Origin of the sequence: Kosakonia sp. LAM2021 (assembly GCF_016620385.1) — a bacterium.
Classification (GTDB): domain Bacteria; phylum Pseudomonadota; class Gammaproteobacteria; order Enterobacterales; family Enterobacteriaceae; genus Kosakonia; species Kosakonia sacchari.
The window spans coordinates 863,540-876,653 of record NZ_JAENHT010000001.1; the positions used below are offsets into that span (position 1 = coordinate 863,540).

Genomic DNA, 13,114 nt, shown 5'->3' on the forward strand with positions numbered 1-13,114 from the left:
GAGTTCCTTGTTAAAAGGGCTTAATTTAAGGGTTGAATTGTCAAAGCGTCGTTGGCCAACTGCAAACGCGCCGCTTTGCCATAAAATTCGGCCGGGATCTGATCGCTCAGCCAGTATTCCCCCGCAATGGAGACCAGCTCCGGCGTGAGATGAGAACAGAATATTTGGGCGTCTTTATCACCACTGGCACCGGCCAGCGCCCGACCGCGCATCATGCCATAGACATGAATGTTGCCATCGGCGATAAGCTCCGCGCCTGCGCTAACGTGGCTGGTGACAATCAAATCACAATTTGGCGCATAAATGCGCTGGCCGGAACGCACCGGCGCGTCAATTAAGCGTGTTTTTGTGACCGGCGCCGCAACCGGCGTCGGTTCAGGCGCGCGCTCTTTACGCGGTGCTTTCTCTTTTCCTTCCGTCAACAGCGGAAGACCCGCGCGTTCAACTTCAGCCTTCAGTTCTGGATCTTTGCAACCGCTGATGCCAACCACATGTAAATCCGTTGTGGTGATAGCCTGCAACAGCGCGGGCCAGTTAACAGCGCCTTCCAGCGCGGAAACGTTGACAACGATAGGAGCGTGCAGCAAAAAAGCGGGAGCCTGAGCGATTTTGTCTTCTAACGCCTGACGAATAACCTCGGGTTTTGCATCATGCAAATGAACCACTGATAAGGTAAAACTACTGCCTTTTAGCTCGATGGGCGTATTTGACATCCTGACCTTACTCATTTTGCTATTATCACCCGTATCTTGAGTGATATTCCGAAGACTATCAGGCATGTTATAGTCACTATTATTTTCAGGCAAGTAACCTCCCGATAATTCCGAGTAAAAGTATGTTTTGTGTGATCTACCGAAGTGCCCGACGCGATCAGACTTATCTGTACGTCGAAAAAAGAGACGATTTTTCCCGCGTGCCAGAAGCATTAATGCAAAGTTTCGGTCAGCCACAGCTGGCAATCATTTTGCCGCTTGATGGCCGTAAAAAATTAGTCGGTGCAGATTTAGAAAAAGTAAAAGAGGCCTTAATTTCGCAGGGCTATTATTTGCAACTTCCTCCGCCGCAAGAAAATTTATTGAAGCAACATCTCGCCAACCAGGGTAAAGAATAATCCTGTGGCAATAACGGCGGAACGCTCCGCCGTTTCATATTTATGGCTATTGTATCGCCGTAACATATTGGCATTTGACAAACCGCCGGGTGGCGCGGATAGTCATTTTTCGCTCATGTTCAATGTGTTACCGGAGGTCGTACACCATGTATCAACATCATAACTGGCAGGGCGCTTTGCTGGATTTCCCGGTGAGTAAAGTGGTTTGCGTTGGCAGCAACTATGCGAAACATATTAAAGAGATGGGGAGCGCTACCCCGGAAGAGCCGGTACTGTTTATCAAACCTGAAACTGCACTGTGTGATATTCGCCAGCCGCTGGCGCTGCCGCAGGATTTTGGTTCGGTTCACCACGAAGTTGAGCTTGCAGTGTTGATTGGCGCAACGCTGCGTCAGGCGACGGAAGAGCATGTCAAAAAAGCGATTGCCGGATATGGTGTCGCGCTCGATCTGACGCTGCGCGATCTGCAAGGCAAAATGAAAAAAGCCGGGCAGCCATGGGAAAAAGCGAAAGGGTTTGATAATTCCTGCCCGATCTCTGGGTTTATCCCGGCGGCGGAATTCCAGAGCGATCCGCAAAACACCACGCTTGGGCTGAAAATCAACGGCGAAGTGCGCCAGCAGGGCTCCACGGCGGATATGATCCATAAAATTATTCCGCTGATTGCTTATATGAGCCGCTTCTTCACCTTAAAAGCTGGCGATGTCATTCTGACCGGCACGCCAGAAGGGGTAGGGCCGTTGAACAGTGGCGATGAGCTGGAAGTCAGTTTTGACGGGCTTTCATTAACGACCCGCGTACTTTAAAGCAATTTGCCGCCTTTCCTGGCGGCAAAACTTGCATCCGCATGCCAGACTGGTTATAAGGTGCACCCTGGATTTCAACGGCGGATTTCATCATGAGCGACACCCCTTTCTGGCAAAGCAAAACCCTCGACCAAATGACGGACGCGGAGTGGGAGTCGCTGTGTGACGGCTGCGGACAGTGTTGCCTGCATAAGTTGATGGATGAAGACACTGATGAAATCTATTTCACCAACGTTGCCTGCCGTCAGTTAAACATTAAAACCTGCCAGTGCCGCAACTATGAACGTCGGTTCGAGTATGAGCCGGACTGCATCAAGCTGACCCGTGAAAATCTCCCCACGTTTGAATGGCTGCCGCCAAGCTGTGCTTATCGTCTGCTGGCGGAAGGAAAAGCGTTGCCGTTATGGCACCCGCTGCGCACAGGCTCAAAAGCCGCCATGCATGCGGAGCGTATTTCGGTGCGCCACATAGCGGTGAAAGAGTCAGAAGTTCGCGACTGGCAGGAGCATATCCTCAATAAGCCGGAATGGGCTGACTAACGAAAACGTCATAAATAACCGAGACAATCAGTAACCAGCAGGGCAGGGAAAAGTGAAGAACAGCTTTCTTGTCGCGGGGGCGCTTTAGGGTCAGCAAGATGACGAAAGTGCTGAGCAGACAGGCCAGCAACAGCCCGGTAAGAAGCGCACTTGCGGCAGCAGTATGCAGGGCCATGTAGAGAATAAAAGAAGAGACAATGGCGAACAGCCTAATCTTCCGCGTAAAAAAGACCGTCCCTGATGCGAAGTAAATAAGTGCAATAACGCCAGCCATCCGAATCGTCCTTTTCCCTGCCGGTATTCAACTTTACGAATGTTGCCTTTACCCGAATCAGCCAAAAAAAACGCTCCCGAAGGAGCGCTCTGTTAGCGACCAAACAGGTCGCGTTTTTTCGGTTTGAACGGCTGGGCAATCAGCACCAGCAGCGCAACAACCAGATAAGCGACAAAAATACCCAGTAACCACTGCGGCATTTCCAGCGTCAGGAATGACCACTGGCGCTCGGCACAGTCGCCGGACGCAACAAACACCTGCGGCAGCCACTTATCAAGCGGCAGCCAGCCCGGAAAACGAGCGGCAAAATCGCAGGTCATAAACGGCGAGGGATGTAACTGGATCATGGTGTGTTCCCAGGCCAACTGGATGCCGCGCCACGCGCTGTAGATCCAGATAGCCAGAGCGACATAACGTAACGGCGTTTTCGGCGCAATGGCCCCGACTATACCCGCGCCCATGACGCCAAAAAGCGCGCTGCGTTCATAAATGCACAGGACGCAAGGTTTAAGCAGCATGACATGCTGGAACCACAATGCGACCATTTCCAGCGCAAACGCTGTTAGCGCCATCATAATCCAGGCGCCGCGCCCATGTGAGCACCCGTTTAAATATCGCAACATAATCATTTCCCTGGGAGATGCGTAGACAAAGCAGTGTAAACGAAATCATTGCGCAGGCCACTAGCGGACAAAAAAATAATGCGTAATCGAATGTTTATCATGCGGAAAGTCAAACCCGGCAACAAAATGCTGCTATTTCCACAACAAAATATCCTGCGCGCTGCGGCGCAAAAATTTCAGATGAAAGCCTTGCTGCTTTTACGGATAAGCGTTGTTAAATCGCCAAAATGGATCCTCGATCCCCTTTTTTCTTCATGAGGTACGCTACCTGCACCGGGTGCGGTCTGGTATGATGAGTGTCCTTTGCTTAGCTGTGTAATGGAAATCTCTCTATGGTCATTAAGGCGCAGAGCCCGGCGGGTTTCGCGGAAGAGTACATCATTGAAAGTATCTGGAATAGTCGCTTCCCTCCGGGGTCGATTCTTCCGGCAGAACGCGAACTCTCTGAACTGATTGGCGTCACTCGTACCACATTGCGTGAAGTTTTACAGCGCCTCGCCCGTGATGGCTGGCTGACAATTCAGCACGGCAAACCAACAAAAGTGAACAACTTCTGGGAAACCTCCGGGCTGAATATTCTGGAAACGCTGGCGCGTCTGGATCACGAAAGTGTCCCGCAACTGATCGATAATCTGCTCTCAGTGCGTACCAACATTTCCACGATTTTTATCCGTACCGCGTTTCGTCAGCATCCGGAAGATGCGCTGCAAGTGCTGGCCAGCGCGCGTGAAGTTGAAGATCATGCCGATGCCTTTGCTGACCTGGATTACAACATTTTCCGCGGTCTGGCTTTTGCATCCGGTAACCCAATTTATGGTTTGATCCTTAACGGTATGAAAGGGTTATATACACGAATTGGTCGCCACTATTTCTCAAGCCCGGAAGCCCGCAGCCTGGCGCTTGGCTTCTACCACCAGCTGGCGCAGGTGTGTGAAGAGGCGCAGCATGACAAAGTCTACGAAGTCGTGCGCCGCTATGGTCATGATAGTGGTGAGATCTGGCATCGGATGCAGAAAACGATGCCGGGCGATTTAGCCTTACAAAGCCGATAAGCAAAGAAAACCCCTCAACAGAGGGGTTTTTCATTACAGACTGTTGGGGCGGGACGGACAGCGTTCCAGTAACTCCACACTGCCATCTTCGTTTTGCTGTTCCAGCAACACATCAAAACCCCACAAACGGTGCACATGTTTCAGCACTTCGCGGCGACCCTTATCGAGCGGTGCGCGGTTGTGCGGAATATAGCGCAGCGTCAGCGAACGGTCGCCGCGCAGATCGACATTCCACACCTGGATGTTGGGCTCAAGGTTGCTGAGATTGTATTGCGAGGAAAGTTTCGAGCGGATCTCCCGATAACCCTCTTCATTATGGATAGCGGCAATCTCAAGGTAATTGTTGCGGTCATCATCCAGCACGGTGAAGAAGCGGAAATCACGCATGATCTTCGGCGACATAAACTGGCTGATAAAGCTCTCATCTTTGAAATCGCGCATCGCGAAATGCAGCGTTTCCAGCCAGTCCGAACCGGCAATATCCGGGAACCAGTAACGGTCTTCATCCGTTGGCGACTGGCAAATACGCTTAATATCCTGGAACATCGCAAAGCCGAGTGCATACGGGTTAATGCCGCTGTACCAGGGGCTGTTATAAGGCGGCTGGAACACCACATTGGTATGGCTGTGCAAAAATTCCAGCATAAAGCGGTCGGTTACTTTGCCTTCGTCATACAGGTGGTTAAGGATGGTGTAGTGCCAGAATGTCGCCCAGCCTTCGTTCATCACCTGCGTCTGTTTTTGCGGGTAGAAATACTGGCTCACTTTACGCACAATGCGCAGGATCTCGCGTTGCCACGACTCCAGTAACGGCGCATTTTTTTCCATAAAGTAGAGCAAGTTTTCCTGCGGTTCCGCCGGATAGCGACGCGCCTGCGCGATGGTTATTTCTTCTTCGCGTTTTGGCAGCGTGCGCCACAGCATATTCACCTGGCTTTGCAGATACTCTTCACGACTTCTCTGCCGTGCTTTCTCCTCCTGCAACGAGATTTTCTGCGGGCGTTTATAACGATCCACGCCGTAGTTCATCAGCGCATGGCATGAGTCGAGTAACTTTTCCACTTCGTCCACACCGTAGCGCTCTTCACAATCGGTGATGTATTTACGCGCGAAAATAAGGTAGTCGACAATCGAGCTGGCATCGGTCCAGCTGCGGAATAAGTAATTGTTTTTAAAGAAAGAGTTATGACCGTAACAGGCGTGTGCCATCACCAGCGCCTGCATGGTAATGGTGTTCTCTTCCATCAGATAAGCGATGCAGGGATTAGAGTTGATGACTATCTCGTAGGCCAGCCCCTGTTGCCCATGCTTATAAAGCCGCTCGGTTTCGATAAATTTCTTCCCGAACGACCAGTGAGGGTAATTGATCGGCATACCGACGCTGGAGTAAGCGTCCATCATCTGTTCTGAAGTGATCACTTCGATTTGGTGCGGATAGGTATCCAGCCGATAAAGTTTCGCCACCCGGTCAATCTCCGCCAGGTAATCATCCAGCAGTTCGAAAGTCCAGTCGGGTCCATCGCTCAGACGAATAGAATCCTTATTCATTGAGTCAATCGTAGCCATTAGCGCGCCCTCGTTGTTAACGACACTCTCTGTATGGAGCGTCTCATTTCAAGCATAGAACACGCAATTAAATCTGTACTTGAGCCATAAATTTTTCTTCGCGATTTTTCATCATATCAACGGCGTAAATACCAGGTGTTTCGAAATATTATGCTGCGGCGAAAAGTCGCGCAGCACGAGATGCTAAATAACAGAAACCCTTGTCATACGGCGAAGCTGTGAGGTAGCTCACCATAAAAAAGCCATATGTTGAATAATATTTTCATCTGGGTTATCAATTTGTAATCAGATGATCGTGCTTTACTCACAGGAGAGGGATATGCGAGTTGTTGTATTAGGAAGTGGCGTGGTCGGTGTCACCAGCGCCTGGTACTTACGCCAGGCCGGACATGACGTCACGGTGATTGATCGCCAGTCGGGTCCCGCGCAGGAAACCAGCGCCGGTAACGCCGGGCAGATCTCACCAGGCTACGCCGCGCCCTGGGCGGCTCCTGGTGTGCCGTTAAAAGCCATTAAATGGATGTTCCAGCGCCACGCGCCGCTTGCAATCAGCCTCGACGGCACCTCATCGCAACTGAAATGGATGTGGCAGATGCTGCGCAACTGCGACACGCGCCACTATATGGAAAACAAAGGCCGCATGGTGCGCCTGGCAGAATACAGTCGTGATTGCCTGAAACTGTTGCGTGAAAACACGGGCATTCAGTATGAAGGGCGACAAGGCGGCACGTTGCAGCTTTTTCGCACCGCAGAGCAGTATGAAAACGCCACGCGCGATATTGCCGTGTTGCAGGATGCCGGCGTGCCTTATCAGCTCCTGGAGTCTGCGCGGCTGGCAGAAGTCGAACCCGCGCTGGCGGAAGTCGCACATAAACTGACCGGCGGCTTGCGTCTGCCAAATGATGAAACCGGCGATTGCCAGCTTTTCACCCAGCAACTGGCGCAAATGGCGGCACAGGCGGGCGTGGAGTTCCGTTTTAACACGCCGGTGGATCGCCTGCTGTACGAAGGTGAGAACATCTACGGTGTGAAGTGCGGAGAAGAAGTGGTCAAAGCCGACGCGTATGTGATGGCGTTTGGCTCCTGGTCTACCGGGTTACTGAAAAATATCGTCGATATCCCGGTGTATCCGCTGAAAGGTTATTCATTAACGATCCCGATTGCCGAAGAAGACGGCGCGCCGGTTTCGACGATCCTTGATGAAACCTACAAAATTGCCATTACCCGCTTTGATCAGCGTATTCGCGTTGGCGGAATGGCGGAAATCGTCGGCTTTAATACGGAACTGCTAAAACCACGCCGTGAAACGCTGGAGATGGTGGTGCGCGATCTTTTCCCGCGTGGCGGGTTTGTCGAGCAAGCGACCTTCTGGACCGGCTTACGCCCCATGACGCCAGACGGCACACCTGTTGTCGGGCGCACACCCTATAAAAACCTGTGGCTGAATACCGGGCACGGCACTCTGGGCTGGACGATGGCTTGCGGTTCCGGCCAGTTATTAAGCGATTTGATGTCCGGCAGCACCCCGGCGATTGCTGCTGATGATTTGAGCGTGGCGCGCTATATGCCTGGCTTTACCCCTGTGCGCGCGCAGCATTTACACGGTGCTCATAACTGATTCGAAGAAGGAATAGGAATGTCTCGTCCGGTTCTCGCCACGCTTGATTTAACGGCGCTGAGCAATAATTTACAGGTTGTGCGCCGCGCGGCACCTGCCGCAAAAGTCTGGTCAGTTGTGAAGGCGAACGCCTATGGTCACGGTCTGGATCGTATCTGGCGTGCGCTCAACAGTACGGATGGCTTCGCGATGCTCAATCTTGAAGAGGCCATTTTGCTTCGCGAACGCGGCTGGAAAGGGCCGATTCTGATGCTGGAAGGTTTTTTCCATGCCGATGAACTGCCGCTGTTTGACAAGTATCGCCTGACGACCAGCCTGCACAGCAACTGGCAGATCAAAGCCTTGCAGGATGCACGCCTGCAAGCGCCGCTCGATATTTATCTGAAGATCAACAGCGGCATGAACCGCCTCGGCTTTATGCCTGAACGTGTTCATACCGTGTACCAGCAACTCAATGCCTTAACCAACGTGGCGACCGTGACGCTGATGTCTCATTTTGCCGAAGCGGAGCGGGCAGACGGTATCACCGCGCCGCTGGCGCGCATTGAGCAGGCGGCGGAGGGGATTGACGCGCCGCGCTCGCTGGCCAATTCCGCCGCCACGTTATGGCACCCCGAAACGCATTTTGACTGGGTGCGCCCCGGTGTGGTGCTGTATGGCGCTTCGCCATCGGGCTCGTGGCAGGATGTCGCCAACAGCGGGATCCGCCCGGTAATGACGCTGAGCAGCGAAATTATTGCTGTGCAGACACTAAAAGCCGGAGAGACGGTGGGGTACGGTTGTCGTTACCGCGCGCAGGCCGAGCAGCGCATTGGTGTTGTCGCCTGCGGATATGCAGACGGCTACCCGCGCATCGCACCATCCGGCACGCCAGTGCTGGTGGATGGCATTCGTACCGGCATTGTTGGCGCAATCTCAATGGATATGCTGACGGTAGATTTAACCCCATGCCCGCAGGCCGGCATCGGTACGCCGGTTGAGCTATGGGGTAACGAGATAAAAATCGATGAAGTGGCGGCGGCGGCCGGAACGGTAGGGTATGAATTAATGTGCGCCCTGGCACCGCGCGTGCCTGTTGTGACGGTGTAACTTAACACGAGGCGGTTATTCCGCCTCGTCTTCTGCCACGCGAACGCCGACTTTCAGTACTGCATTATCGGCTTTTTCCGCCACCGTCCAGATCATACCGGCGAACTCTACCTGATCGCCCACGACCGGCGCGGCACCCAGCAGTTGCTGTACAATATCGCCCAGCGTTTGCTGGCTTTCGCGATACTCCAGCCCATCTTCCAGGCCATAAATCAGCGCCACATCGGCAAATTTTGCATCGGCTTCAAGGATAAAATCACCGAAGAAACGCTGATCCAGCGCCACCGGCGGAGACTGGCTAAACAGTTTTCCGAGCGCGGGAAGATCGCTTTCACGGCCAATCACGCATAACACATCGCCTTCACGCAGCCGGGTACTGCCGGTGGGGTGCAGAAGGCTATTGTCACGAAACAGCGCGGCAATGCGCGTATCTGCAGGCATATGTAAATCGCGCAGCGCAGCACCAACGCACCATTTATCCGCACTGAGTTGATAAACAAACTGCTCAAACGGGTTGTCCGGGTGAATATCCAGACCGACGCGGGAGACCGGCCAGCCAACCGGCGGTACAACCACTTTGGCTTTTTTCGCCGCCCACGAGAGTGACGTTCCCTGGAAAAGCAGTGAGATTAACACCACGAAGAAAGCGACATTAAAGAATAAACGCGCGTGATCAAGCCCGGCCATCATTGGGAAGGTAGCGAGAATAATCGGCACCGCGCCGCGCAAGCCAACCCAACTGATAAAAATGCGTTCACGCAGGTTAAAACCGCGAAACGGCAACAGGCTGGCAAACACGGACAGAGGACGAGCAACAAAAATCATCCATGCCGAGAGGATGAGTGCAGAAACCGCAATCGGCAATAAATCGGATGGCGTAACCAACAGCCCCAGCACCAGGAACATGGCGATTTGCGCCAGCCAGGCCAGGCCATCAAAGTTTTGCAGGATACCGTAACGGTTGCGGATAGGGCGGTTACCCAGCACAAAACCACACAGGTAGACCGCCAGAATGCCGCTCCCGTGCAGGGCCGTGGTTAAGGCGAAAACCAGAATCCCGCCGCTCAGAGCCAGTAATGGGTAAAGACCCGGCGGCAGAGAGATGCGGTTAATCATCTGCTGCAACAGATAGCCGCCCAAACCGCCGAGCAGAACACCGAGGCCAAACTCACGCACAATATGCACGAGGAACATGATATCGAGATCGGCAGTGTGCTTCTGGATCATCTCAATCAGCGTGATGGTGAGGAACACCGCCATCGGATCGTTGCTACCGGATTCGATTTCCAGCGTTGAGCCGACGCGTTCGTTCAGCCCTTTACCGCCGAGGAGCGAGAACACCGCTGCGGCATCGGTCGAGCCAACGATCGCACCGATTAAAAAGCCTTCCATAATGTTGAGCTTGAACAGCCAGGCGGCCATCATGCCGGTTAAGCCGGAAGTGACCAGCACGCCAATGGTCGCCAGGGAAAGTGCGGGACCAAGTGCGACGCGAAACGAGCTGGCGCGGGTACGCATGCCACCATCGAGTAAAATGATCGCCAGCGCGAGGTTACTGACCATGTAAGCAAACGGGTAGTTATCGAACGGAATACCGCCGATACCGTCAACACCGGCCAACATACCAATGGCCAGAAAAATAACCAGAATGGGAATACCAAGGCGGGAGGAGAAAGAACTTAATAAAATACTGCAGGTTACAAGAACTGAACCCAAAATAAACAGACTGATTATCGCCTCAGCGTCCAATGGTGTGCTTCTCCTTATTCCTCACCGTGGGGGATCCCGGGCGGCATTAACCGGCCGGGTTTATTAGTGCGTTATATAATAACGGCAGAAACAACGTTTTAATAAGGGCATAAAGCGCTTTTTTTACATTGAGATCGTGGGATGACCCGATAAGGTCAGTTGCGTCTTATCAGCATGTTGCAACCGGGCATGCGCGCCAAGCGGCAGGGTGACGGTCTGCGGTTCATGACCAAACGCCAGCCCGCTTACAACCGGGATCGTCAATTGCGCGCGCAGATAGTCGATCATCTTATTAAGATTGTAGCCCGCATCGTAATCGTTGGGTTGCGCCAGCGAGAAACTGCCGAGGATCAGCGCCCGCTGCTGTGCCAGAATGCCTGAGTGCAACAACTGTAACAGCATGCGTTCCACGCGATAGGGATGCTCATTAATGTCTTCCACTACCAGAATGCCGCCGGGCATTGAAGGCAACCAGGGCGTACCAATCAGCGACGTTAACATCGCCAGATTTCCCCCCCACACGGTGCCTGCCACGTCACACTGCGGGCCTTCACCGTCCCACTCAATGGTAAAGGTTTCATTGCTGATAGCGCGCCAGAAGTGATCTGCGGTAAAGGTATCCAGCGTTTCTGCACCGAAATTTCCCGCCAGCATTGGCCCGCTAAAGGTGATGACCTTCCCGTGTGCCAGCAACCCAAGTTGAATAGCGGTGAAATCACTATGACCGCAAATCAGCAGCGGTTGATGCTGCTGGCGCGCCACCAGCGCCTGCCAGTCGATATCAGCGAGCAGGCGGCCGGCACCGTACCCGCCGCGCACCGGCATCACGATAATGTTTTCGCCCGGTAATTGCGCCAGCGCGTTGATATCCGCGAGGCGCTCTTCGTCATGCCCGGCGAAACGCTCAAAACGCCGGGTAATGACTTGCTGGTTGCTAACCTGATGGCCTTGCGAAGTGAGACGTTCGACGCCAAGCGCTGCTGCGTGCTGGTTAATGCAATAGCCGGAAGGGGCAATCAGGTGGAAAGTGGACATGGCAATTCCTTGCTGACATCTATAGGGAAACAGTTATCATGCCGCTAACCTGTGTCGTTGTCATCCGTAGCCGATGACACTTATAGAAGGATTAGCTTGCGTGAAATTGAGATGGTTTGCTTTTTTAGTGGTACTGCTCGCCGGATGTAGTTCAAAGCAGGATTATCGTAACCCGGACTGGAACCCGGAAGTGCCGGTAAAACGCGCAATGCAGTGGATGCCCATCACCGAAAAAGCGGGGGCGGCCTGGGGCGTCAGTCCGCAATTAATCACCGCGATGATCGCCGTGGAATCCGGCGGTAACCCGAATCTGGTCAGCAAATCAAATGCCGTTGGTCTGATGCAGCTTAAAGCCTCCACCGCCGGGCGTGAAGTTTACCGCCATATGGGCTGGAGCGGACAACCGTCCACCAGCGAACTCAAAAACCCGGAGCGCAACATCTCCATGGGTGCGGCTTATTTGAGTATTCTTGAGCACGGGGCGCTGGCAGGCATTCGCGATCCGAAAGTGATGCAGTACGCGCTGGTGGTCTCGTATGTGAATGGCGCAGGCGCGCTACTGCGGACATTCTCGTCCGACAGAAGCGAAGCCATAGAAGAGATAAATGATTTAAGCGCAGACGCGTTTATGAAGCATGTGGCGGAAAACCACCCCGCGCCGCAGGCGCCGCGCTATATCTGGAAAGTGCAAAAAGCGATGGATGCGATGTAATTAGCGTACCCGGCTGGCGCGTTCGCGCGCCTCGCGCTCCAGGGCAAAAATAATGCGCTGGAGCTCGCGCTCCACGCCCGGGCTGACATTCAAAAAGCGAAAGCTCAGGCGCGGCGTAACAATGGTTTCATTCTTGCCATCAACGACTTTACGTTCGCCAATCGCAATCAACTGCGCGTCAAAATAGAACTGCCCCCACGACGCCATATCCAGTTCCACTTTGGAAAAGCGCATACCCGGTTGCAACGTGGTGGGCGCTTCGCCATCCAGCAGTGCGCCCATGCCGCCTAATGACAGGTCGAACAGACGAAAGCGAATCTCGCTTTTATCCGGCATCAATGCCTTACAAAAATAGGCCGGGTGGAGCGGGGCGCTGATGCGGAAATATTCACGGCGCTGAATAAACCACAGCGTTTCCGGAAGCGGAGTAATAAAAGCAGGTAAAGCCTGAAAATCGCCGGTAGACAGCTTTGTCAGCGTGAATTCGACTTTGGCGCCATGTGTTTCAGCGGTCACGGTCACCTTTCCGGCACGCTGTACTGCGTTGTTCTCGTACTCCTGACTACCAAAATCCATGATCAGCTCTTCTGGATTCACTTCCAGTATCTTGCTGATGAACTGGCCGCTGCCCCAGGTGATGCAAACGGGCACCTGGTTTTTTTGCAGGTCGCGTAAAACGCCCAGCACGGCCAGAGGATTTTGTTTCAGGAACTGCTCACTGTAATTGCTCACGCCGAATGGCTCCTTGATGGCTGACACACCTTCGTTGCTTTATCGGCATTTTCAGCAAGAACTTAATACAAATAACGTAATTATTTTCGTAATCCGTTTGAATTAAGTCTGTGAGATGAAAATGTTTTATGACCGACAACTATACTGTAGCTAACGCGTCGCCGAAGTGGTATGTGCGCGTCAACAAGACTAACAGAAGGAGAGAGAA

Annotated in this window: 14 protein-coding genes; 7 read left to right on the forward strand and 7 right to left on the reverse strand. The window is 53.2% G+C overall.

All coding sequences use genetic code 11. The features are described from left to right. Window positions 1-20 precede the first annotated feature (20 nt). Window positions 21-713 carry a septum site-determining protein MinC gene (gene minC, locus JKP81_RS04110; protein WP_017456992.1) on the reverse strand — a complete coding sequence of 231 codons (693 nt, stop codon included), beginning with the start codon at window positions 711-713 and terminating at the stop codon, window positions 21-23. 122 nt (window positions 714-835) lie between these two features. Here minC and JKP81_RS04115 point away from each other — a divergent pair, with 122 nt between their 5' ends. From JKP81_RS04115 to JKP81_RS04125, 3 genes are all read left to right on the forward strand, one after another. Beyond that, window positions 836-1,111: a YcgL domain-containing protein gene (locus JKP81_RS04115; protein ID WP_200550680.1), complete on the forward strand. Its 276-nt coding sequence runs from the start codon at window positions 836-838 to the stop codon at window positions 1,109-1,111. A 146-nt stretch (window positions 1,112-1,257) separates the two neighbouring features. Beyond that, the gene (locus JKP81_RS04120; RefSeq protein ID WP_200550681.1) at window positions 1,258-1,917 is read left to right on the forward strand and encodes a fumarylacetoacetate hydrolase family protein; all 660 of its coding nucleotides are present in this window, start codon (window positions 1,258-1,260) and stop codon (window positions 1,915-1,917) included. Window positions 1,918-2,009: 92 nt separating this feature from the next. Then, window positions 2,010-2,456: a YcgN family cysteine cluster protein gene (locus tag JKP81_RS04125; protein ID WP_017456995.1), complete on the forward strand. Its 447-nt coding sequence runs from the start codon at window positions 2,010-2,012 to the stop codon at window positions 2,454-2,456. On the opposite strand, the gene JKP81_RS04130 is transcribed toward JKP81_RS04125, so the two are convergent. Next, window positions 2,431-2,730: a hypothetical protein gene (locus JKP81_RS04130; RefSeq protein ID WP_200550682.1), complete on the reverse strand. Its 300-nt coding sequence runs from the start codon at window positions 2,728-2,730 to the stop codon at window positions 2,431-2,433. The genes JKP81_RS04125 and JKP81_RS04130 overlap by 26 nt on opposite strands. Window positions 2,731-2,822: 92 nt before the next feature. After that, entirely contained in the window at window positions 2,823-3,353 is a 531-nt protein-coding gene (gene dsbB / locus JKP81_RS04135) for a disulfide bond formation protein DsbB (RefSeq protein WP_200550683.1), read from the reverse strand. Window positions 3,354-3,685: 332 nt separating this feature from the next. On the opposite strand from dsbB, the gene fadR reads away from it, so the two are divergent. Beyond that, on the forward strand, window positions 3,686-4,405 hold the full coding sequence (fadR, locus tag JKP81_RS04140) for a fatty acid metabolism transcriptional regulator FadR (RefSeq protein WP_200550684.1): 720 nt from the start codon (window positions 3,686-3,688) through the stop codon (window positions 4,403-4,405). A 33-nt stretch (window positions 4,406-4,438) separates the two neighbouring features. Here fadR and JKP81_RS04145 read toward each other — a convergent pair whose 3' ends face one another. Continuing rightward, window positions 4,439-5,971 carry a SpoVR family protein gene (locus JKP81_RS04145; RefSeq protein ID WP_200550685.1) on the reverse strand — a complete coding sequence of 511 codons (1,533 nt, stop codon included), beginning with the start codon at window positions 5,969-5,971 and terminating at the stop codon, window positions 4,439-4,441. A gap of 277 nt (window positions 5,972-6,248) precedes the next feature. On the opposite strand from JKP81_RS04145, the gene JKP81_RS04150 reads away from it, so the two are divergent. After that, window positions 6,249-7,589 carry a D-amino acid dehydrogenase gene (locus JKP81_RS04150; protein WP_370568848.1) on the forward strand — a complete coding sequence of 447 codons (1,341 nt, stop codon included), beginning with the start codon at window positions 6,249-6,251 and terminating at the stop codon, window positions 7,587-7,589. A gap of 18 nt (window positions 7,590-7,607) precedes the next feature. Beyond that, window positions 7,608-8,678 (forward strand): catabolic alanine racemase DadX, encoded by a 1,071-nt coding sequence (gene dadX / locus JKP81_RS04155; protein WP_200550687.1) that lies wholly within the window; start codon window positions 7,608-7,610, stop codon window positions 8,676-8,678. Window positions 8,679-8,693: 15 nt separating this feature from the next. On the opposite strand, the gene JKP81_RS04160 is transcribed toward dadX, so the two are convergent. Beyond that, window positions 8,694-10,427, reverse strand: a complete 1,734-nt coding sequence (locus JKP81_RS04160; RefSeq protein ID WP_200550688.1) for a potassium/proton antiporter — start codon at window positions 10,425-10,427, stop codon at window positions 8,694-8,696. A 123-nt stretch (window positions 10,428-10,550) separates the two neighbouring features. Continuing rightward, window positions 10,551-11,462, reverse strand: coding sequence for a muramoyltetrapeptide carboxypeptidase (ldcA, locus tag JKP81_RS04165; RefSeq protein WP_200550689.1), 912 nt, complete (start codon window positions 11,460-11,462; stop codon window positions 10,551-10,553). A gap of 100 nt (window positions 11,463-11,562) precedes the next feature. Between ldcA and emtA the strand changes: the two genes are divergently transcribed. Continuing rightward, window positions 11,563-12,174, forward strand: coding sequence for a membrane-bound lytic murein transglycosylase EmtA (gene emtA / locus JKP81_RS04170; protein WP_017457005.1), 612 nt, complete (start codon window positions 11,563-11,565; stop codon window positions 12,172-12,174). Here emtA and JKP81_RS04175 read toward each other — a convergent pair whose 3' ends face one another. Next, complete coding sequence (locus tag JKP81_RS04175; protein WP_200550690.1) at window positions 12,175-12,906, reverse strand: flagellar brake protein; 732 nt, start codon at window positions 12,904-12,906, stop codon at window positions 12,175-12,177. Window positions 12,907-13,114: the final 208 nt, after the last annotated feature.

What these genes read in the sequence shown, in the direction of transcription:
- minC (WP_017456992.1), bottom strand. Translation starts at nt 713, where the DNA reads ATGTCAAATACGCCCATCGAGCTAAAAGGCAGTAGTTTTACCTTATCA.
- JKP81_RS04115 (WP_200550680.1), top strand. Translation starts at nt 836, where the DNA reads ATGTTTTGTGTGATCTACCGAAGTGCCCGACGCGATCAGACTTATCTG.
- JKP81_RS04120 (WP_200550681.1), top strand. Translation starts at nt 1,258, where the DNA reads ATGTATCAACATCATAACTGGCAGGGCGCTTTGCTGGATTTCCCGGTG.
- JKP81_RS04125 (WP_017456995.1), top strand. Translation starts at nt 2,010, where the DNA reads ATGAGCGACACCCCTTTCTGGCAAAGCAAAACCCTCGACCAAATGACG.
- JKP81_RS04130 (WP_200550682.1), bottom strand. Translation starts at nt 2,730, where the DNA reads ATGGCTGGCGTTATTGCACTTATTTACTTCGCATCAGGGACGGTCTTT.
- dsbB (WP_200550683.1), bottom strand. Translation starts at nt 3,353, where the DNA reads ATGTTGCGATATTTAAACGGGTGCTCACATGGGCGCGGCGCCTGGATT.
- fadR (WP_200550684.1), top strand. Translation starts at nt 3,686, where the DNA reads ATGGTCATTAAGGCGCAGAGCCCGGCGGGTTTCGCGGAAGAGTACATC.
- JKP81_RS04145 (WP_200550685.1), bottom strand. Translation starts at nt 5,971, where the DNA reads ATGGCTACGATTGACTCAATGAATAAGGATTCTATTCGTCTGAGCGAT.
- dadX (WP_200550687.1), top strand. Translation starts at nt 7,608, where the DNA reads ATGTCTCGTCCGGTTCTCGCCACGCTTGATTTAACGGCGCTGAGCAAT.
- ldcA (WP_200550689.1), bottom strand. Translation starts at nt 11,462, where the DNA reads ATGTCCACTTTCCACCTGATTGCCCCTTCCGGCTATTGCATTAACCAG.